This window comes from Pseudomonas sp. NPDC099000 (genome assembly GCF_044759925.1).
Taxonomy (GTDB): domain Bacteria; phylum Pseudomonadota; class Gammaproteobacteria; order Pseudomonadales; family Pseudomonadaceae; genus Aquipseudomonas.
Genome location: NZ_JBIWAF010000041.1, coordinates 1 through 22,962, shown reverse-complemented (window position 1 = coordinate 22,962; position 22,962 = coordinate 1). Strand labels below are relative to the sequence as shown.

Here is a 22,962-nt window from a genome sequence, read left to right as displayed (position 1 = left end):
TTCCCGCCACTGATCCGGATGCTTAGAAATGAATGCTGAAGACTCCTTGAAACTTGCTCGCCGGTTTATCGGGTTGCCCCTGGAAAAGCGCCAGATGTTCCTTGCGGCCTTGCAAAAGGAAGGCGTTGATTTCGCCCGGTTTCCCATTCCTGCCGGTGTCGAAGCCGAAGACCGCCAGGCGCTGTCGTACGCCCAGCAACGCATGTGGTTTCTCTGGCAGCTCGACCCGCAAAGCGGCGCCTATAACCTGCCCGGCGCGGTGCGTCTGACCGGGCGGTTGAACCTGCCGGCGCTGGAGCAAGCCTTCGCCAGCCTGGTGGCGCGTCACGAAACCCTGCGCACGGTGTTCCAGCGCCAGGCCGACGACACCTTGCTGCAAGTGCCGGCCAGCGCGCCGTTGGTCATCGATCAGGTGGATTTCAGCGCGCTATCGGCCGCTGAGCGCGAAGTGGCAGTCGCTCAAGCGGCCGAGCAGCAATCGGTGTTGCCGTTTGATCTGTCCGTCGGCCCGCTGCTACGCGTCACCTTGCTCAAGCTCGCCGACGAAGAACACGTCCTGCTGCTGACCCTGCACCACATCGTCTCCGACGGCTGGTCGATGAACGTGCTGATCGACGAATTCATCCGCTGCTACGACGCCTTCGAGGCGGGCGCGCAAGCGCAACTCGCGGCGTTGCCGATCCAGTACAGCGACTACGCCTTGTGGCAGCGCCGCTGGCTGGAGGCGGGCGAACAGGCACGCCAGCTCGATTACTGGCAGGCGCAACTGGGCGACGAGCACCCGGTGCTGGAACTGCCCACCGATCACCCGCGCCCGGCGATGCCGAGCTATCGCGGCACCCGTTACGAATTCGCGGTGGATGCGCAACTGGCCGAGCAACTGCGGGCCACGGCGCAGAAACACAACATCACCCTGTTCATGCTGTTGCTCGGCGCTTTCAATACGCTGCTGCATCGCTACACCGGGCAGACCGACATCCGCGTCGGCGTGCCGATTGCCAACCGCAACCGCGCCGAAATCGAAGGCCTGATCGGCTTCTTCGTCAACACCCAAGTGCTGCGCACCCAGCTCGACGGCCAGACCCGTGTCGACGAGTTGCTGCGCGCCATCAAGGAAACCGCCCTCGGCGCCCAGGCCCATCAGGACCTGCCATTCGAGCGCCTGGTCGAGGCGCTGAAACTGGAGCGCAGCCTCAGCCACACGCCGCTGTTCCAGGTGATGTACAACCACCAGCCGCAGGTCGCGGACATTTCCACCGTCAGCACGGCGTCCGGTCTGGCGCTGGGCGTGATCGAGTGGGAAGGGCGCACCACCCAGTTCGACCTGACCCTCGATACTTATGAAAAGGGCGGCAAGCTGCACGCGGCACTGACCTACGCCAACGACCTGTTCGACGCCGCGACCATCGCGCGCATGGCGCAGCACTGGACGCATTTGCTGCAGGGTATGGTCAGCGATTCGCAGCAGCGCATCAGCGATTTGCCGCTGCTTGAAACAGCCGAATACCAACGCATCGTGCATGACTGGAATCGCGCCGATGAAAGCTTCCCGCAGGACCTGTGCATTCATCAACTGATCAGCCAGCAAGTCGCGGCCAGCCCGGATGCGTTGGCGGTAACCTTTGCCACCAAACAGCTGACCTACGCCGAACTCGATATTCTGGCCAATCGCCTGGCTCACAAACTGATCGAGCTGGGCATTGGTCCGGAAGTCAGGGTCGGTGTGGCGATGCAACGTTCCGACAATCTGTTGGTGGCGCTGCTGGCGGTACTCAAGGCTGGCGGCGCTTACGTGCCGCTGGACCCCGATTACCCGGCCGAACGCGTCGCCTACATGCTCGAAGACAGCCGCGCCCTGGTACTGCTGACCGAGCAATCGGTCGCCGCGACCTTGACGGTGGCAGCCGAAACCCAAGTGCTGCTCATGGACGATATGACCTGGGCTGCTTACCCCGCCAGCGCGCCGGCCACCCGTGTCACGCCGGACAACCTGGCCTACGTGATCTACACCTCCGGCTCCACCGGCAAACCCAAAGGCGTGGCCATCGCCCATCGCAACGTGCTGGCGCTGATCGACTGGTCGAAATCGGTGTACAGCCGCGAAGACATCCAGGGTGTGTTGGCCTCGACGTCGGTGTGCTTCGACCTGTCGGTGTGGGAGTTGTTTGTGACCCTGGCCAACGGCGGCTCGGTGATCATCGCCCGCAATGCCCTGGAACTGCCGCAACTGCCGGCCCGGGATCAGGTGCGCCTGATCAACACCGTGCCGTCGGCGATCAATGCCTTGCAGCGCGACGGGCAGATCCCGCCGAGCGTGCGCATCATCAACCTCGCCGGCGAGCCACTGAAGCAAAGCCTCGTGGAGGCGCTGTATCAGCAACCGACCGTCGAGCATGTCTACGATTTGTACGGCCCGTCGGAGGACACTACCTATTCGACCTGGACTCGCCGCGAGGCGGGCGGTCGCGCAAACATCGGCCGGCCGCTCAAGCACACCGCCAGCTATTTGCTCGATGCCGATCTGCAACCGGTGCCCCAAGGCGTGTCTGCCGAGCTTTATCTGTCAGGCGCGGGCATCACCCGCGGTTACCTGGCACGCCCGGGCATGACCGCCGAAAAATATGTGCCCAACCCGTTCGCCAGCAACGGCGAACGCCTCTACCGCACCGGCGACCTGACCCGTTATCAGGCCGACGGTTCGCTGCAATATGTCGGGCGCATCGACCATCAGGTCAAGGTCCGTGGCTTCCGTATCGAGCTTGGTGAAATCGAAGCGCGGCTCTTGCAGCAAACGGCCGTGCGTGAGCTGGCGGTGTTGGCGCAGGACGGCGCCACCGGGCAGCAACTGGTCGCGTACATCGTGCCGACCGATCCGGCGTTGGTCGATGACGCCGATGCGCAAGCGACTCTGCGTGAATCCCTGAAAGCCGCACTGCGTCAGCATCTGCCGGACTACATGGTCCCGGCGTTCCTGTTGTTCCTGGCGCAGCTGCCGCTGACGCCCAACGGCAAACTCGACCGCAAGGCCTTGCCGGCAATCGATGGCTCGCAACAACAGCGCGAACACGTTGCCCCGCGCACGGCGATGGAAAAAGCCCTCGCCGCGATCTGGCAGGACGTATTGGCCATCGACAACGTCGGTCTGGAAGACAACTTCTTCGAACTGGGCGGCGACTCCATCGTTTCCATGCAAGTGGTCAGCCGCGCGCGCCAGGCCGAGATCGTGTTGAGCCCCAAGGACTTGTTCCAGCACCAGACCATTCGCAGCCTGGCCCAGGCTGCGCGCAGTGGCGAGCAACCGCTGATCGACCAAGGCCCGGCGGTTGGCGCGGTGGCGTTGGCGCCGGTGCAACAGTGGTACTTCGAGCAAGCGATCCCTGAGCGCCAGCACTGGAATCAGTCGTTGCTGCTGGTGCCGCGTGAGGGGTTGAGCGTTGAGGCACTGGACCGCGCACTTGAGCAATTGCTGACTCATCACGACAGCTTGCGCCTGCGTTATGAGCAGACCGAAAACGGCTGGCAGCAGGCTTACGCCGCGCCGACCACTGAATCAGTGTTGTGGCAGCGTCAGGCGCAATCGGTGGAAGACCTCAACGCCTTGTGCGACGAAGCCCAACGCAGCCTCGATCTGCAAAATGGTCCGTTGATCCGGGCATTGCTGGTGGCGATGGCGGATAGTTCTCAGCGTCTGCTGCTGGTCATTCATCACCTTGCCGTGGACGGTGTGTCCTGGCGCGTACTGCTGGAAGACCTTCAGCAGTTCTACAGCGGCAGCACCGTGAAGTTGGCGAAAACCAGCACTTATCAGCGCTGGGTCGCCCGTCTGCAGGATCATCTGCCAGCCTTTGAAAACAGCCTCGGTCACTGGCAATCCCAACTGCGCGACGCTCCGAGCGATTTGCCCTGCGACCGCCCGAACGGCGCGCTGCAAAACCGTTTCGAGCAAAAACTCGAGATCAAGCTCGACGCCGAGCAAACCCGCAAACTGCTGCAACAGGCCCCGGCGGCGTATCGCACCCAGGTCAACGACTTGCTGCTGACCGCGCTGGCACGGGCAGTTTGCCGGTGGAGCGGGCAGGGCAGCACACTGATTCAGCTCGAAGGCCATGGTCGCGAAGACCTGTTCGACGACATCGACCTGACCCGCACCGTCGGCTGGTTCACCAGCCTGTTCCCGGTCAACCTGATGCCGTCGAGTGATCTCGGCGCGTCGATCAAGACCATCAAGGAACAACTGCGTGCGGTGCCGGACAAAGGCCTCGGCTACGGCGCGTTGCGTTACCTCGGCGCCCCGGCGATTCGCGCCGAACTCGCCGCGTTGCCGCAACCGCGCATCACCTTCAACTACCTGGGCCAGTTTGACCGCCAGTTCGACGACGCCGCGATGTTTGTGCCGTCCACCGAAGGCAACGGTGTAGCCCAGGATCCTTCGGCACCGTTGGGCAACTGGCTGACGGTCGAAGGTCAGGTCTACGGCGGCGAACTGGCACTGAGCTGGGGTTTCAGTCGCGAGATGTTCGACGCCGCGACCATTCAGCGTCTGGCAGACGATTACGCCCAGGAACTGAGCGCGCTGATCGAGCACTGCTGCGGCGTTGAAGTGCCGCAGGCCACGCCGTCGGATTTCCCGCTGGCGCGCATCAGTCAGGTGCAACTCGACGAATTGCCGGTCGCGTCCCTTGAAGACCTTTATCCACTGTCGCCAATGCAGCAGGGCATGTTGTTCCACACCCTGTACGAACCCGAGGTCGGCGCCTACATCAGCCAGTTGCGTCTGGACATTCAAGGCCTCGATCCGCAGCGTTTTGCACACGCCTGGCAAACCGCGCTGGAGCGTCATGACATTCTGCGCAGCAGCTTCCATTGGCAAGGCCTTGACACCGCGCATCAGGCGATTGTCCGCCACGTCGCGTTGCCGCTTGAAGTGCTTGAAGCGACCGACACCTATGCGCTGGCCGACGCCGAACGCGCCCAGGGTTTCGAACTGGGCAGCGCGCCGCTGTTCCGCTTGAAGCTTGTCCGCACGGGCACCAATGACTGGCACCTGATCTACACCAGTCACCACATTTTGATGGACGGCTGGAGCAACGCACAGTTGCTGGCCGAAGTGATCCAGCACTACGCCGCCGGGCAATCGCTGCCGGCACCGACCGGACAATATCGCGATTACCTGGGCTGGTTGCAGCAGCAATCGGCTGCCGCGGGCGAGCAGTTCTGGAAAGCTGCATTGGCACCGCTGCAAGCACCAACGTTGCTGGCCGAAGCCTTGCGGCCGCCGGTAGGCGCCGAAGGCAGCGAGGAATACCGCGTCGCCCTCGACCGCCGCGCAACTCAGCGTCTTGCCGAGTTCGCCCGCCAACAGAAAGTCACCCTCAACACCTTGCTCCAAGCAGCGTGGAGTCTGTTGCTGCATCGCTACACTGGCCAGGATTGCGTGGTGTTCGGGGCCACGGTCGCTGGTCGTTCGGCTCCGCTGCCGGGGATCGAAGAGCAACTCGGGCTGTTCATCAACACGCTGCCGCTGGTCTGCGCAATGAAGCCGGATTGCACCGTCAATCAATGGCTGGGCGAGCTGCAAGGGCTGAACCTGGCCATGCGCGAGTTCGAGCACGTGCCGCTTTACGACATTCAAGGGTGGGCGGGGCAGCAGGGTTCGGCGCTGTTCGACAGCCTGCTGGTGTTCGAAAATTTCCCGGTGGCCGAAGCGTTGAAACAGGGCGCACCGGCCGGGTTGTCGTTCGGCAACTTGCACAACCACGAACGCACCCACTATCCGCTGACGTTGGGCATCGAACTGGGCGAAGGCCTGAGCCTGGACTTCAGCTACGACGCGGCACGATTCAGCGCCGCGCAAGTCGCTGAGTTGTCGACCAATTTGCAGCACCTGCTGACGCAACTGGTAGCTCAGCCGAACGCCGCACTGGGCGAGCTGGAACTGCTCGACGTCGACGGCAAAAACGCGCTGCTCGCCATCAGCCAACCGGCGACAGTCGAGTTATCCACCACACTTCTGGCCCACGAGCAGATCGCCGCTCAGGCCGCCGCGACCCCGGACGCGCTGGCGTTGCAGGTTGACGGCCAATCCCTGAGCTACGCGCAATTGAACACCCAGGCCAACCGTCTGGCCCATCGTCTGATTGCCAACGGTGCCGGTCCGGGCAAGCGGGTCGGCCTGGCGCTGCACCGTGGCCCGCAACTGATTGTCAGCCTGCTGGCGGTACTCAAAAGTGGCGCCGCCTACGTGCCGCTCGATCCGAAATACCCGAACGAACGCCTGGCCTACATGATCGGCGACAGCCGTCTCGACGTCTTGCTGTGCGAATCCGGTCTGCTGGAAGAGGTATCGGGCGTGTTCCGTCTCAGCCTTGAGGACGGCACCGACTACCCCGACAGCAATCCGCCAAACCACGCGGTCGCCGACGATCTGGCCTACATCATCTACACCTCCGGCTCCACCGGCCAACCCAAAGGCGTGGCCATCGCCCATGCCGCGCTGCGCGAGTTCTGCCAGAGCGCCGCCGACTATTCGGTGCTGTCGGCGGCGGACCGCGTGTTGCAGTTCGCAACCTTCAGTTTCGATGGTTTCGTCGAGCAGTGCTTTCCGGCGCTGTGCGTCGGCGCGGCGTTGATCATGCGCGGCGATGACCTGTGGGACGCCGGGCGACTGGCCGCCGAAATCGTCCAGCACGGCGTGACCATGGCGGATTTGCCGGCCGCTTACTGGTACTTGCTGGCCCGCGAATGCGCGAGCGGCGTGGTCAGCAGTCTCGGTGCTTTGCGCCAGGTTCACGTCGGCGGCGAAGCGATGTCGGTCGAAGGTCTGCGCTTGTGGCATCAGGCCGGTTTGAGCCATGTGCGATTGCTCAACACCTACGGCCCGACCGAGGCGACCGTGGTGTCCAGCGTGCACGAATGCCGGCTCGACGATGCCAGCGATGCGTTTGGTATTCCGATCGGTCGCGCTATCGCCGGTCGTGCGCTGTATGTGCTGGACGCGGCGGGTCAATTGCTGCCGTCGGGCGGCGTCGGTGAACTGTGCATCGGCGCGCCGGCCTGCCTCGCTCAAAGCTATTTCGATCGACCGGCACTGACCGCTGAACGTTTCGTGCCAGACCCGTTTGCCCGTGAGCCGGGCGCGCGCCTGTACCGCAGCGGCGATCTGGCGCGTTACAACGCCGAAGGGCATCTGGAATACGTCGGCCGCATCGACCATCAAGTGAAGATCCGCGGTTTCCGCATTGAAATGGGCGAGATCGAAGCTTGCCTGCAAGCCCGTGGAGACGTGCGTGACGCGGCGGTCATCGCTCAGGACGGCACGCAACTGGTGGCGTACATCGTGGCCAGCGATTCGGTGTCTTGCGAGACTGACTATCTGGAAAGCCTCAAAGCCGCTCTGCGTCAGTCATTGCCGGAATACATGGTGCCGAATCACCTGATCCTGCTGCCGAAACTGCCGCTCAACAACAACGGCAAACTGGATCGCAGAGCCTTGCCGCGTGCTGAGGCCTGCGATGCCCAGCGTGACTTCGTGGCCCCGGCCGAAGGGCTGGAAACACAACTGGCGTTGATCTGGCAGGAGGTGTTGCAGGTTGAGAAAATCGGCCGCGACGACAACTTCTTCGAGCTGGGCGGGCACTCGTTGCTGGTGCTGCAAGTGATCTCGCGGGTGCGTCAGCAGTTGCAGCTTGAACTGTCGGTGAGCAGCCTGTTCTCCGCCGCCAACCTGGCGGAATTTGCCGAGCGAGCAGCGCTGGCGAATGCCAGCGGGCAGCCTTTACTGCAACAAGCTGCGGTCGATCAGCTGCCGATCCTGTCTTACGCTCAACAGCGCCAATGGATTCTCTGGCAGCTGGACCCGCAAAGTCCGGCCTACAACATTCCCGCCGCGCTGCGCCTCAAAGGCTCGCTGAACCGCGAAGCCCTGCGCGAAGCCTTCGCCCAGTTGCAGGGCCGTCACCAGACCCTGCGCACGACCTTCGAACAGGATGGCCAGCAGGCGCGCCCGGTATTGCACGACAATCTGGCGCTGCAACTGGAACACCGCACGCTCGATCAATCGTCGGTCGACACGGCCGTGGCCGAAGAAATCGCCCGTCCGTTTGACCTGCGCAACGGTCCGCTGTGGCGCGTGTTGCTGCTGCAAGTGAACACCGACGAACACGTGCTGGTGCTGACCGTGCACCACATCGCCGCCGATGGCTGGTCGATGCAAGTCATGGTCGATGAGTTCAGCGCGCTGTATCAGGCGGCCGTCGAAGGTAACGCCGCCAACCTCAACAGCCTGCCGGTGAATTACAGCGACTACGCCCGTTGGCAGCGCGACTGGCTGGAAGCGGGCGAGGGCGCACGCCAACTGGCGTGGTGGCGCGAGCAACTGGATGGCAGCCAGGCACCGCTTGAATTGCCGACCGAACTGACCCGGCCGGCCCGTCGTACCGAGCGCGGCGCCAGTCTGGCGCTGAACGTTGACCGCGAATTGCTCGCCGGTTTGCGTCAACGTGCCCAGGAGCACCAGGTGACGCTGTTCATGCTGTTGCTGGCGAGTTTCCAGACCTTGCTGCATCGCCAGAGCGGGCAGTCGAGCATCAGCGTCGGCGTGCCGAGCGCCGGTCGTTCGCGCCTCGAAACCGAAGGCCTGATCGGCTTCTTCATCAACACTCAAGTGCTGCGTGCCGAGATCGATGGGCAGCAGCCGTTCAGTGCTTTGCTGCAACAGGTCAAGCAGGTTGCATTGGGCGCCCAAGCGCATCAGGACTTGCCGTTCGAGCAGTTGGTCGATGCCTTGCAACCGGACCGCAGCCTCAATCACAGCCCGTTATTCCAGGTGCTCTACAACCATCAGCAGCAGTTGGGCGCGAGCGTCGAGCGCACGGTTGCCGACCTGAACGTCGAGCGTCTGCACTGGCAGCAACACACCACGCAATTCGATCTGGTGCTCGACACTCAGGAGCAGGGCGAAACACTCGATGCCAGCCTGACCTACGCCACGGACCTGTATGACGAGGAGTCAATGAAGCGCCTCGCCGAGCAGTGGCTGAACCTGCTGCGCGCGGTGGTCAGCGATCCACAGCAACGCGTCGCCCAACTGCCACTGATTGACAGGTCGCAGCAAGAGGCCTTGGTGCAGCACTGGAACCCAGCGTTCCAGGCGCAACCGACGTCACCAACCTTGCACCAGTTGTTTGAAGCTCAAGCCGCACAACGGTCGAACGCCGTCGCCCTGGTCTACGAAGGCGAGCAACTCACCTACGCCGTGCTCAACGCCCAGGCCAACCGACTGGCGCGCAAATTGCGCGAACAGGGCGTGGGGCCTGAAGTGCGCGTCGGCATCGCCACCGAACGGGCGATGCCGCTAGTGGTTGGCTTGCTGGCGATTCTCAAGGCCGGCGGCGCCTATGTGCCGCTCGACCCGCACTACCCGGCCGAGCGCCTGAGCTACATGATCGAAGACAGCGGCATCACGTTGCTGCTGACCCAACAACACTTGATCGACGGTCTGCCGGCCCGCGACGGCGTGCAGGTGCTGAGCCTGGAATCGTTGCAGCTGGACGCGTTCAGCGACGACAACCTGCCGGCGCTGGCGACCCCGGACAACCTCGCCTACGTCATCTACACCTCCGGGTCCACCGGGCGGCCAAAGGGCGCATTGCTCAGCCATGGCAACGTCGGGCGTCTGCTCACGGCCACTGCTGGCGAGTTCAATTTCGGCCCGGACGATGTCTGGACGCTGTTCCATTCCTACGCCTTCGACTTCTCGGTGTGGGAGCTGTTTGGTTCGCTGTGCACCGGCGGGCGTCTGGTGATCGTGCCGTATTACATCAGCCGCGAGCCGCAAGAATTCCACCGCTTGCTCTGTGACGAAGGCGTGACGGTGTTGAACCAGACCCCCACCGCGTTCCGCCAACTGTTGCCGATTGCCTGCGCCAGCGAGCGAAACCTGGCGCTGCGTCAGGTGATTTTCGGCGGCGAAGCGCTGGAAGTCGCGAGCCTGCGTCCATGGTTCGAACGTTTTGGTGACCAGCAACCGACACTGGTGAACATGTACGGCATCACCGAAACCACGGTGCACGTGACCTACCGCGCCATCCGCCTGGCCGACCTCGACGGCAAGGTCCAAAGCCCGATTGGCCTGCCGATCCGCGACCTGCGCTGGTACTTGCTCGACAGCCAGTTGCAACCGGTACCGGTGGGTGTGGCGGGCGAGCTGTACATCGCCGGCGCTGGCTTGGCGCGCGGTTATCACGGCCGTTTCGGCCTGACCGCCGAGCGTTTTGTGCCGAGCCCGTTCGAGACTTCGCAGCGCCTCTATCGCAGTGGCGACCTGGCCCGCCAGCGCGCTGACGGCAGCATCGACTACCTCGGCCGCATCGACCAGCAAGTGAAGATCCGTGGTTTCCGCATCGAACTGGGTGAAATCGAAGCCGCGCTGCTGGCCCAACCGGGCGTGCGCCAAGCGGTGTTGAGCGTGCATGCAGGCGACGGCGGCCCGCAGTTGTGTGCCTACGTCGTGGCCGAGCAAACCCCGCACGACCCGATTGCCTGGCGCGACAACCTGCGCGCCGCACTCAAGATCGATCTGCCGGATTACATGGTGCCGAGCCACTGGCTGCTGCTTGAAACCTTGCCATTGACCGGCAACGGCAAGCTCGACCGCAAGGCCCTGCCGGTGCCGGATGCCCAGGAATGGCAGCGTCCATTCGAAGCCCCCGAGGGCGACCTCGAACAACAACTGGCCGCGATCTGGGCCGACGTGCTGGGCGTCGCGCAGATCGGTCGGCGCGACAACTTCTTTGAATTGGGCGGGCATTCATTGCTCGCCGCCCAGGCCAGTGCCCGTGTGGAACTGGAGCTGGGCATCGAGCTGCCGCTGCGCGCGCTGTTCGAATCCACCGACCTTCAGGCTTATGCCGCCATGGCCGGGCAACACGCCCCGGCTGACAACGATGCACGTCTTGATGCGCTTGAGTCGCTTCTCGACGAGATGGAGATCAACTGATGGAACACACCACTGCCCAGCGCATCGCCAGCCGCTTCGCCGGCCTGCCTGCCGACAAGCGCCGCGAGTTTCTGCAACGCATGCAAGAGCAGGGCGTGAGCTTCGGCCAGCTGCCGATTCCGCCCGCCGCCGAGCCGCAAACGACGTTTGAACTGTCGTATGCGCAGCAGCGCCAATGGTTCCTCTGGCAGCTTGATCCACACAGTTCGGCGTACAACATTCCGGTCGCGCTGCGTTTGCACGGGCCGCTGAATGTCGCGGCGTTGCAGCAGAGTTTCGATGGGCTGCTGGAGCGGCATCAGAGTTTGCGCAGCCGTTTTGTCGAGGATGACGGTCAGGTGGTGCAGACGCTGGCCGAGTTCACCTCGCTGCCTATCGAGCAGATCGATCTGCGCGGCGAACCTCAGGCACAGCGCCTCGATCAGGCGATGAACAGCGTCGAACAGGAAATCGCCCGGCCGTTCGATCTTCAGCACGGTCCGCTGTTGCGGGTCAGCCTGTTGCAACTGGATACCGAAGACCATGTGCTGTTGCTGACCCTGCACCACATCGTCACCGATGGCTGGTCGATGGGCGTGCTGGTGGAAGAGTTTTCCCGGCTCTACGCCGCGCATTGCCAAGGGCAGAACGCTGCGCTCGAAGCGTTGCCGATCCAGTATTCCGACTACGCGATGTGGCAGCGCCGCTGGATGGAAGCGGGGGAGCTGGAGCGTCAACTCAACTGGTGGCGCGAAACACTGGGCAGCGAACAACCGCTGCTGGAATTGCCCACCGACCGTCCACGCCCGACGCAACCAAGCCAGCGCGGTGCACGTCTGGATTTTGCCCTCGATGCGACGTTGGCCAGCGGTTTGATGAACCTGGCCAAACAGCGCGGCGTCACGCCGTTCATGCTGTTGCTGGCGAGCTTCCAGGCCTTGCTCTATCGCTACAGCGGCCAGTCCGACCTGCGCATTGGCGTGCCGATTGCCAACCGTAATCGCGCGGAAACCCGTGGCCTGATCGGCTTCTTCGTCAACACCCAGGTGATGAGTGCTGAACTGGACGGACGTCTGCCGTTCAGCCAATTGCTCGACCAGACCCGCGCCGCGTCGCTGGATGCCCTGGATTATCAGGACTTGCCGTTCGAGCGTCTGGTGCAGGCGCTGCAAGGTGAACGCAGCCTGAGCCACAGCCCGCTGTTCCAGGTGATGTTCAACCACCAGCAAGCCAAACCGGCGGCGGTCAGCGGTTTGCTCGCCGGCCTGCGCGTCGTAGCGCTGAACGCCACGGCGCACACCACGCAATTCGACCTGCAACTGGACACCCAGGAGGAGGGCGACAAGCTGTTTGCCAGCCTGACGTATGCCACCGATTTGTTCGACACCGAACGCATCGAGCACCTTGCGCGGCACTGGCGCAACTTGTTGACCGGTGTGTTGGCGAACCCGCAAACCCCGCTGGCCGAACTGCCGTTGCTGGATGCCGACGAGCGTTTGCGCATCCTCGACGACCTCAACGACACCGCTCAGGCTTATCCGGGTGAAGTCTGCGTGCAGCGGCATTTCGAAGCGCGCGTGATTGAAAACGGTGACGCGACGGCGCTGGTCTTCCAGGGCCAAAACCTGAGTTACGCCGAGCTGAACCTGCGCGCCAACCGCCTGGCCCATCACTTGCGTGCCCTGGGCGTCGGCCCGGAAGTGCTGGTGGGGATTGCCTGCGACCGTTCGTTTGAAATGGTCGTCGGCCTGCTGGCGATTCTCAAGGCTGGCGGTGCGTATGTGCCGTTGGACCCGGAATACCCGATTGATCGCCTGAGCTACATGATCGAAGACAGCGGCATTTCTTTGTTGCTGACCCAGGAACATCTGCTGGCGAAACTGCCGACCCCGGACAACGTGCGCACTTTGTGCCTGCACCCCGAGGCCGATTGGTTGAGCGATCTGCCGGGCACCGATCTGGCAAACCTCGCTGTCGCCGAAAACCTCGCCTATGTGATTTACACCTCCGGTTCCACCGGCAAACCCAAGGGCGCGGGCAACCGCCATGTGGCGCTGCATAACCGCCTGGAGTGGATGCAGCAAGCCTACCAACTGCTGCCGACCGACCGCGTGCTGCAAAAGACGCCGTTCAGTTTCGACGTGTCGGTGTGGGAGTTTTTCTGGCCGCTGATGAAGGGCGCAACTTTGGTGATCGCTGCACCGGGCGAGCACCGCGACCCGCAACGCCTTGCTGCATTGATCGTCGAGCAGGCGATCACCACGCTGCACTTTGTGCCATCGATGCTCTCGGTGTTTATCGGTGCCGACGAGGCACTGGCCTGCACCTCGTTGCAACGGATCATTTGCAGCGGTGAAGCGCTGCCGATGGAACTGCAACGTCAAACTCTGCGCAGCCTGCCGCAAGCCAATCTCTACAACCTGTATGGCCCGACCGAAGCGGCCATCGACGTGACCCATTGGACCTGCGTGGAAGAGGGCCGCGACAGCGTGCCGATTGGCCGCCCGATTGCCAACCTGCGCACCTGCATTCTCGACAGCGAATTGCAGCCATTGCCGCTGGGCGCGGTGGGCGAGTTGTACCTCGGTGGTGTCGGTCTGGCGCGCGGTTATCACCGTCGTGGTGCGCTGACCGCCGAGCGTTTCGTGGTCGACCCGTTCGGCAGCGGCGAGCGTCTGTACCGCACCGGCGACCTGGCGCGTTATCGCGCTGACGGCGCCATTGACTACTGCGGGCGCATCGACCATCAAGTGAAGATTCGCGGTTTGCGCATCGAGCTCGGCGAAATCGAAGCGCGCCTGCAAGAGCATGCCGACGTGCAAGAAGCCGTGGTGCTGGCCCTCGACGGCCCGAGCGGCAAGCAATTGGTCGCCTACATCGTGCCGCAGGATCGTGCCTTGGTCAGCGCCGATGCCGAGCAGCAAGGCGTGTGGCGCGAAACCCTGAAAAACTATCTGCTCGCCAGCCTGCCGGATTACATGGTGCCGGCGCAGACCGTGCTGATCGAACAAATGCCCCTGAGTCCAAACGGCAAACTCGACCGCAAACGCCTGCCGGCGCCGACCGCGCAAGTCAGCCAGCGCGCCTTCGAAGCGCCACGCAGCGAACACGAACAGGTGCTGGCGCAGATCTGGCAGGACGTGTTGGGCGTGGAGCAGGTCGGGCGTCAGGACAATTTCTTTGAACTGGGTGGCGACTCGATCATTTCGATCCAGGTGGTCAGCCGCGCCCGTCGCGCCGGTCTGAGCCTGCAACCCCGTGACCTGTTCCAGCAGCAAACCTTGCAAGCCCTGGCCGCCGTGGTCAAGGAACAGGCCGCTCCGCTGGCGCAACAAGGGCCGGTGGACGGTGTGCAAACACTCACGCCGATTCAGCGCTGGTTCTTCGACGAGCCGATTCCGCAGCGCGCGCACTGGAACCAGGCAGTGCTGCTGGTGCCGCGTGAGACCCTCGAATTGCCGCGTCTGCAAGCGGCGCTGCAACGTCTGCTCAAGCAGCACGATGCGCTGCGTTTGCGCTTCAGTCAGGTCGATGGCCAATGGTCGGCGCGTTATGTCGGGGCCGACAGCTGCGATGTGATCGACATGCTCTGGACCGCTCGCGTGGCCAGCAATGAGTCGCTGGAATCGGTGTGCGACGAAGCGCAGCGCAGCCTCAGTCTGCAAGACGGGCCGTTGCTGCGTGTGGCGTTGATCGCACAGGCCGATGGCTCACAGCGGTTGCTGTTGGTGATCCACCACTTGGCGGTGGACGGTGTGTCGTGGCGGGTGTTGCTGGAAGATCTGCAAGCCGCTTACCAAGGGCAAGACATGCCACCGAAAACCAGCGCCTTCCAGGCCTGGGCCGACAAACTCGACGCGTATGCACGTTCCGAAACCGCTGCCGGCGAACTGGACTGGTGGCAGGCGCAGCTGAGTGTGGCGAATGATTCGCTGCCGGCGGCCAATGCCCACGCCAGTCAGGCCGGGCATCTGCGGCAAGGCGTGAGCATCGGCCTGGACCGCGATCAAACCACCAAGCTGCTGCAACAGGCGCCGGCGATCTACCGCACACAGGTCAACGATTTGCTGCTGACCGCATTGGCCCGCACCCTCAGCCGCTGGACCGGCGATGCCTCGGCACTGATTCAGCTCGAAGGCCACGGCCGCGAAGAACTGTTCGACGACATCGACCTGACCCGCACTGTCGGCTGGTTCTCCAGCCTGTTCCCGGTGCGCCTTACGCCGACCGCCGACCTAGCGGGCTCGATCAAGGCCATCAAACAGCAACTGCGCGAAATCCCCGGCAAAGGCATGGGCTACGGCCTATTGCGCTACATGGGCGATGCCTCGACCCAAGCGGCGTTGGTCGGGTTGCCGCAAGCGCGGGTCACCTTCAACTACCTCGGCCAGTTCGACCAGAGCTTCGCCGAGGATGCACTGTTCACTCCGGCTCGCGAATCCAGCGGTGCCGCGCAATCGGCGGACGCACCGTTGCCGAACTGGCTGTCGGTGGATGGTCAGGTGTATGGCGGTGAACTGAAACTGGACTGGACCTTCAGCCGCGAATGCTTCGACCTGCGCGAGATCGAAGCGCTGGCGGCGGATTTTCGCAGCGAGTTGCTGGCGCTGATCGCCCATTGCCTGAGCGATGGCGCGGGCGGCGTGACCCCGGCGGACTTCCCATTGGCGCGTCTGACCCAGGTGCAACTCGATGGCCTGCCGGTGCCACCGGCGCAGATCGAGGACCTGTATCCGCTGTCACCGATGCAGGCCGGTTTGTTGTTTCACAGCCTGTACGAGTCGGAGTCCGGCGCCTATGTGAACCAACTCAGCGTCGAAGCCCGTGGGCTCGATGCCGAACGTTTGGGCCGCGCCTGGCAAGCGGTGCTCGACACCCATCCGATCCTGCGCAGCAGCTTCCACTTCCCGGAGGGCTTCGAGGCGCCGGTGCAATTGGTCCATCGTCATCTGCAACTGCCGCTGAACCGCCTGGACTGGCGTGGCCGCAGCGATCAAGCCGAAGCGCTCGCACAGCTGATCGACAACGAACGCCTGCAACTCGATTCGACCCGGGCGCCATTGATGCGCCTGACCCTGGTGCGCCTCGACGATGAGCGTCAGCAACTGATCTACACCCATCATCACCTGTTGTTGGATGGCTGGAGTAACTCGCTGCTGTTGAGCGAAGTTCTGCAGCGTTATGCCGGGCGAGAGGTGCAGGCGCCGATTGGGCGTTTTGCCGATTACATCGGCTGGTTGCAGCGTCAGGATGCTCATGCCGATGAGATCTTCTGGCGCGAGCAACTGGCGACCTTGGACAACCCCACCTTGCTGGCGCAGAGCCTGGCCCATGGCGACAGTAAAAACCTGTCGACGGCGGAGTTTGCCGACCATCGCCAGACCTTTGATGTCGCCACCAGCAAACGCTTCAGCGAATTTGCCCGTCAGCAAAAGGTCACCCTCAACACCTTGGTCCAAGGCGCGTGGGCACTGTTGCTGCAACGTTACAGCGGTCAACGCAGCGTCGCGTTCGGCGCGACCGTTGCCGGGCGACCGGTGGACTTGCCGGGTGCCGAAAGCCAGCTCGGACTGTTCATCAACACCTTGCCGGTGATCAGCAGCCCGGACGCGGTGGAAAGCGTCGGCCAGTGGCTGACCCGTTTGCAGGCGCAGAACCTCGAATTGCGTGAGCATGAATTCACCGCATTGGGTGACATTCAGCGCTGGGCCGGGCGTGCTGGTGAGCCGCTGTTCGACAGCCTGCTGGTGTTCGAAAACTTCCCGGTGGCCGAAGCGCTGCAACAGGGTGCGCCAGCCGGTTTGAGCTTCTCGATCCCGCAGAACCATGAACGCACCAACTTCCCGCTGACGCTGGCGGCCACCGCCGAAAGCCAGCTCAGCCTGAACTGGAGCTACCAGTGCGCCCACTTCAGCGCCGAGGCAATTGCTCGCATGAGCGAGCATTTGGCCGCGCTGCTGGCAGCGATGGTCGCCGCGCCACAGGCTGCATTGAGTGAACTGGACCTGCTGACCGCGCCGGAGCGCGCACAACAGCTGGTGGAGTGGAACCCGGCATTCACGGCCGCGCAAAACCCGCTCTGCGTGCATCAGTTGATCGAGGCCCAGGCCGTTGCCCGACCGGACGCCACGGCGCTGATCTTCAACGATCTGGAATTGAGCTTCGACCAGCTCAACCGTCGCGCCAATCAATTGGCCCACCGCCTGCGCGCACTGGGCATCGGTCCGGAAGTGCGGGTCGGCCTGGCCATGCAGCGTTCGCCGGAAATGATCATTGGCCTGCTGGCGATCCTCAAGGCGGGCGGCGCTTACGTGCCGCTGGACCCGGCGTATCCGGCCGAACGCCTGCGTTATTTGATGGAAGACAGCGGCATTTCGCTGCTGATCAGCCAATCGTGGCTGCGGGAAAAACTGCCCTTGCCGGAAGGCCTGTCGGTCCTGGAAATCGACCGCGAGCCGCTGGAGCAAATGTCGGAAACCAACCCGGTCAACCTGACCTGCGGCGAAAACCTCGCGTATCTGATTTACACGTCGGGTTCCACCGGGCGGCCGAAAGGCGTCAGCGTGGCCCACGGTCCGTTGGCCATGCATTGCCTGTCGATCGGCGAGTTGTACGGCATGACCCCGGACGATCGCGAGCTGCAATTCGCCTCGATCAGCTTCGACGGCGCCCACGAACGCTGGTTGACGCCGCTGGTGTTCGGTTCAGCAGTGATGCCCCGCGACGACGAGTTGTGGAGCGTGGAGCGCACTTGCGCCGAGATCGAAAAGCACGGCATCACCATCGCCTGCTTCACCCCGACCTATCTGGGGCAGATCGCCGAATTCATGGGCGAAGCGGGGCGTGATTTGCCGATCCGTTCCTACACCCCTTGCGGTGAAGGCATGGCAAAACATGCGTTCGACGAGGTCCAGCAGGTGTTGCAACCCAAGCGCCTGATCAACGGCTACGGCCCGACCGAAACGGTGATCACGCCGCTGATCTGGCTGGCGTACCCGGATACCGAATTCGACTCGGCGTTCATGCCGATTGGCCGGCCGGTGGGCAACCGCAGCGCCTACATTCTGGACGGCGGTTTGCAGCCGTTGCCGGTTGGCGTGGCGGGCGAGTTGTACCTGGGCGGCGAGGGCGTCGCCCGTGGTTACCATCAACGTCCGGACCTGACCGCTGAACGCTTCGTGCCGGATCCGTTTGTGCCGGGTGCGCGTTTGTACCGCAGTGGCGACCTCGCAAGGTTCCGTGCTGACGGTGTCGTGGAATACCTCGGTCGCATCGACCAGCAAGTGAAGATTCGCGGGTTCCGTATCGAACTCGGCGAAATCGAAGCCTGCCTGCTGGAACACGAAGGCGTGCGTGAAGCGTTCGTGATCGATCGCGAAGGCCCGGTCAGTCGCCAGTTGGTTGGCTACGTGGTGCCCCGCGATCCGCTCGCCGACGAGCACGATTTGCGTGAAGCGCTGACTCTGCACCTGCGCAGCCGTCTGCCGGCGCACATGCTGCCGGCGCACTTGATGTGCCTGGCCGCGTTGCCGCTGACGCCGAACGGCAAGCTTGATCGCCAAGGCCTGCCGGCGCCGGAAGCCACTCGGCAGAGTCACGATCACGTGGCCGCCGCGTCGCCGGCCGAAGCGTTGCTGGTGGAGATCTGGCAGGAACTGCTGGGGCTGGAGTCGGTGGGCGTCACGGAGAACTTCTTCGAGCTGGGCGGTGATTCGATTATCTCGCTGCAAGCGGTGAGCCGTGCCGGACAGCGCGGGCTGGTGTTCAGTCCGAAGCAGCTGTTCGAACAGCAAACCATTCGTGCACTCGCGGCGGTGGCGACCAGCCGTGAAGCAGCGTTGGTTGAAGCGCCGAAGATCCCTGCTTTTGCGCTGGTGCCGCACATCGATATCGCCGCCCGTGAAGGGCTGCAAGACTTGTATCCGCTGTCGCCGATGCAGCAAGGCATGCTGTTCCATTGCCTCGATTCGCCGGAGCTGAACCCCTACGTCAACCAGTTGAGCGTAGCGGTCGACGGTTTGCAGGTGCCGCGTTTCCGCGCGGCGTGGCAGACGCTGGTCGAGCGTCATGAAGTGCTGCGCGCCGCATTCCGCTGGCGCGATGGCTTGGCCGATCCGCTGCAAGCGGTGTTCGCCGATGTTGAGTTGCCGATCGAAGAACTCGACTGGCGCGAGCGTACCGACACCGAGCAGGCGTTGGGCGAACTGGCGGCGGCGGAACAGGCCAAGGGCTTCGACCTGAGCTGCCCGCCGCTGATGCGTTTCATCCTGGTGCGTCTGGGCGATGACCGTTACCAGATGATCTGGATCTACCATCACCTGTTGCTCGACGGCTGGAGCGCCTCGCGTCTGTTGGGCGACATGCTGCGCCTGTACCACAACGACACTCTGCCGACCCTGACCGGTCGCTACGCCGACTACATCGCCTGGCTGCAACGCCAGGACGGTGCGCAGGCCGAAGGCTTCTGGCGTGAGCGACTGGCGCTGCTGGAAGAACCGACCATTCTGGCCAAGGCTTCCGGTGCCGCAGGTTCCGGCCATGGCGTGATGTACAGCAACCTCGACGCCGACGCGACGCGCAAACTGCACACGTTCGCCAAGCGTCAGCGCGTGACGTTGAACACGCTGGTGCAAGGCGCGTGGCTGCTGTTGTTGCAGCGCCACAGCGGCCAACGCAGTGTCGCGTTCGGCGCCACGGTGGCGGGGCGTCCGACCGGGTTGGCCGGGGCGCAGGACATGCTGGGCCTGTTCATCAACACCTTGCCGGTGATCCAGACCCTCGACCCGCAACAGCCGTTGGGTGAGTGGCTGCGCGACTTGCAGGATTACAACCTGATGGTCCGCGACTACGAGCACACGCCGTTGTCGGACATTCAGCGCTGGGCCGGGCAGGGTGGCCAGGGCTTGTTCGACAGCATCATCGTGTTCGAAAACCATCCGGTGGACCGCGCCTTGAAAGGGGGCGAGGAAGGTGAGTTGCGCTTTGCCGAAGTCGGCAGCGGCGGGGTCACCAACTTCCCGATGGACTTGATGGTCAGCGCCAACGAAGAAGGCCTGGAAGTCGAATACCTGTTCCTGCGTGATCGCTTCAGTGAAGTGGAAGTTGAGCGGATTCGTGCGCAGCTGGAAGGGTTATTGCGTGCGTTGCCGGAGGATGCTTCCTGCCTGCTCGGCAACATCGGTTTGCCGCAAGCGCTTATCAGCCTGCCGCAAGCTTCTGAAGACGACGCCGATTTGCTGCACGCTTTCAATCAGCATGTCCTGACGCAGCCGCAGAAGATCGCCTTGATCTGCGAGGATCGGGAAGTCAGTTATGCCGACCTTGAGGCTCAGGCCAATGGGCTGGCGCAGCAACTGAACGGTCGCGGCATCGGGCCGGAAAGTCTGGTGGCGGTGGCGCTGCCTCGTTCCGAGCGCACGATTGTCGCTTTCCTTGCGGTGCTGAAAGCAGGGGCGGCTTATCTACCGTTGGACCTGGCGTACCCGGCCGAGCGACTGGCCTACATGCTGAGCGATTCAGCGGCCAGTCTGTTGCTCTGCGACAGCGATCTGGGTGATCGACTGACCCTGGCCGACAGCCCGCCACGTCTGCTGCTGGATCAACTCACCGTTGCCGACAACGTGGCGTGCCCGGTTTCCAATCCGTTGCCGGGGCACCTGGCGTACCTGATTTACACCTCCGGTTCCACCGGTCTACCGAAAGGCGTGGCCGTGGCGCGCGGACCGATTGCCCGGCATTGCCGCGGCATCATCGAACTCTACGAACTGGCACCGCGCAGCCGTGAGTTGCACTTCATGTCGTTTGCCTTCGATGGTGCGCAGGAACGTTGGCTGAGTGTGATGCTGGCCGGTGGCAGCCTGGTGATCCGCGATGACAGTCTGTGGACCCCGGAACAAACCCTGGAAGTCATGCAGCGTCACGGTGTCACCGTGGCCTGCTTCCCGCCGGCCTACTTGCAACAGATGGCCGAGGTGGCTGAACGTTTGGGCAATCCACCCGCGGTCGAGGTGTATTGTTTTGGCGGTGATGCGGTGCCGGAGGCCAGTTTCGAACAGGTCAAGCGTGCCTTGCGTCCGCAGCGTCTGGTCAACGGTTATGGCCCGACCGAAACCGTGGTCACGCCGCTGCTGTGGCGTGCGAAAGTCAGCGAAACCTGCGACGCGGCCTATGCGCCGATCGGACGTGGTGTGGCCGGTCGTGGGTTGTACGTGCTGGATGCCGACCTCAATCCGTTGCCGGTCGGTGTCAGCGGCGAGTTGTACCTAGGCGGCGAATGCCTGGCGCGCGGTTACCACCAGCGTCCCGGCATGAGCGCCGAGCGTTTCATCCCCGATCCGTTCGAGGCCGGTGGCCGCATGTACCGCACCGGCGACCTGGTGCGCCAGCGCGAGTGCGGGTTGATCGACTACCTGGGGCGTCTTGACCAGCAAGTGAAGATCCGTGGTTTCCGCATTGAGTTGGGCGAAATCGAAGCGCGTCTGCGCGACTGCGCCGGGGTGCAGGATGCCGCCGTGGTGGTGCACGACACGCCGACCGGCAAGCAATTGGTGGGTTATGTGGTGGCAGCCGGTGCAGTCGGGCTGGACCGTCGCTTGAAGTCTGAACTGCAAGCACAACTGCCGGATTACATGGTGCCGGCGCGCATTCTGGTGCTGGAGCGCTTCCCGCTCTCGGCCAACGGCAAGCTCGATCGTCGCGCACTGCCGACGCCTGAATGGGCGCTGGGCGGGTATCGTGCGCCGCGCAACGATCTGGAAACCGCGCTGACGGCCATCTGGCAAGACGTGCTGGGCGTGCCGCAAGTGGGCATCGACGACAACTTCTTCGAACTGGGTGGCGACTCGTTGCAGGTGCTGAAAGTCATCTCGCGGGTGCGCAGCCAGCCGCAACTGGGCTTTGAGTTGAAGCTGCGGGACCTGATGCAGAAACCGTGCATCGCTGAACTCAGCGGTTATCAGGCGGCCGAACCCGTTGCAGCGGCGCCGGACCCTCTGCTGGCGCTGAATGCGCGGATCCCGAACGTGCCGGCGCTGTTCTGCCTGCACGCCGGTTTCGGCACGGTGTTCGACTACGAACCGCTGGCCCGCCGACTGGAAGGACGGCGCACAGTGTACGGCGTGCAATGCCGCATGCTGCTTGATCCGCATTGGCAGGACGAATCGTTGCTGGCCATGGCGCAAGCCTATGCGCAGCGGATTCGCAGTCAGCAGGCCAAGGGACCGTATTACTTGCTGGGCTGGTCGTTGGGCGGTGCGTTGACACAGTTGGTTGCCCACGAATTGGAAATTCAAGGTGAAACCGTGGCGTTTGCCGGGTTGGTCGACAGCTATGTAGCCGGTACCGCAGAAGCGGGGGACTGGCGCGAGGATCTCGGTGATTTCCTGAAGTTTGTGCTCGGTTTGCCCGCCGATGAGGCTCAGGCGTTGATTGCGCTGAAAGCCGCTGGCTTGACTGAACGCGAGGGCTCCACCGCCGTGATTGAAGCCGCCTTGCACGGTTCCAATGAACAGGCCGCGTTGGGCGCGGGGGAGCTCACGCAGATCTTCGCCACCGGCTCGCGCCTCAAGCAACTGGCGCTGACGCATCGGCAACTGCCGGCGATCCAGGCCTCGGCCCATCGCTGGTGGGTGGCTGAGCGTGACGACGAACGCCGGGTGTTCGAAGCGCAGGTCGGCAGTCATGGCGTTGATCGCTTGTTGGCTGGCGGGCATTACGAGTTGCTGCGCGGTGATGAGTTGCTTGATGAGCTTGAAGACTTGTTGGAACGACGTTTGGCCATTGCATAACTCATTTTTGTAGGAGCGGGGGGGGGGGGGGGGGGGGGGGGGGGGGGTGGGGGGGGGGGGGGGGGGGGCGGGGGGGGGGGGGGGGGGGGGGGGGGGGGTTTTTTTTTTTTTTTTTTTTTTTTTTTTTTTTTTTTATATGCGCCAGAGGAAGCCGGACAGGGGGAGGTGTTTTTTTTTTACAAAAAAAAAAAAAAAAACGAA

Annotated in this window: 2 protein-coding genes; both read left to right on the top strand. The window is 63.3% G+C overall.

Annotation, left to right across the window (positions count from 1 at the left end; genetic code table 11):
• Positions 1-28: 28 nt before the first annotated feature.
• Complete coding sequence (locus ACIQV9_RS27355) at positions 29-10,996, top strand: amino acid adenylation domain-containing protein (RefSeq protein WP_403108058.1); 10,968 nt, start codon at positions 29-31, stop codon at positions 10,994-10,996.
• Positions 10,996-22,761 (top strand): non-ribosomal peptide synthase/polyketide synthase, encoded by an 11,766-nt coding sequence (locus ACIQV9_RS27350; RefSeq protein ID WP_403108056.1) that lies wholly within the window; start codon positions 10,996-10,998, stop codon positions 22,759-22,761. Before ACIQV9_RS27355 ends, ACIQV9_RS27350 begins: the two co-directional genes overlap by 1 nt.
• Positions 22,762-22,962 lie beyond the last annotated feature (201 nt).

Excerpts from the sequence above, each read along its gene's own strand:
- ACIQV9_RS27355 (WP_403108058.1), top strand. The coding sequence starts at position 29 with ATGAATGCTGAAGACTCCTTGAAACTTGCTCGCCGGTTTATCGGGTTG.
- ACIQV9_RS27350 (WP_403108056.1), top strand. The coding sequence starts at position 10,996 with ATGGAACACACCACTGCCCAGCGCATCGCCAGCCGCTTCGCCGGCCTG.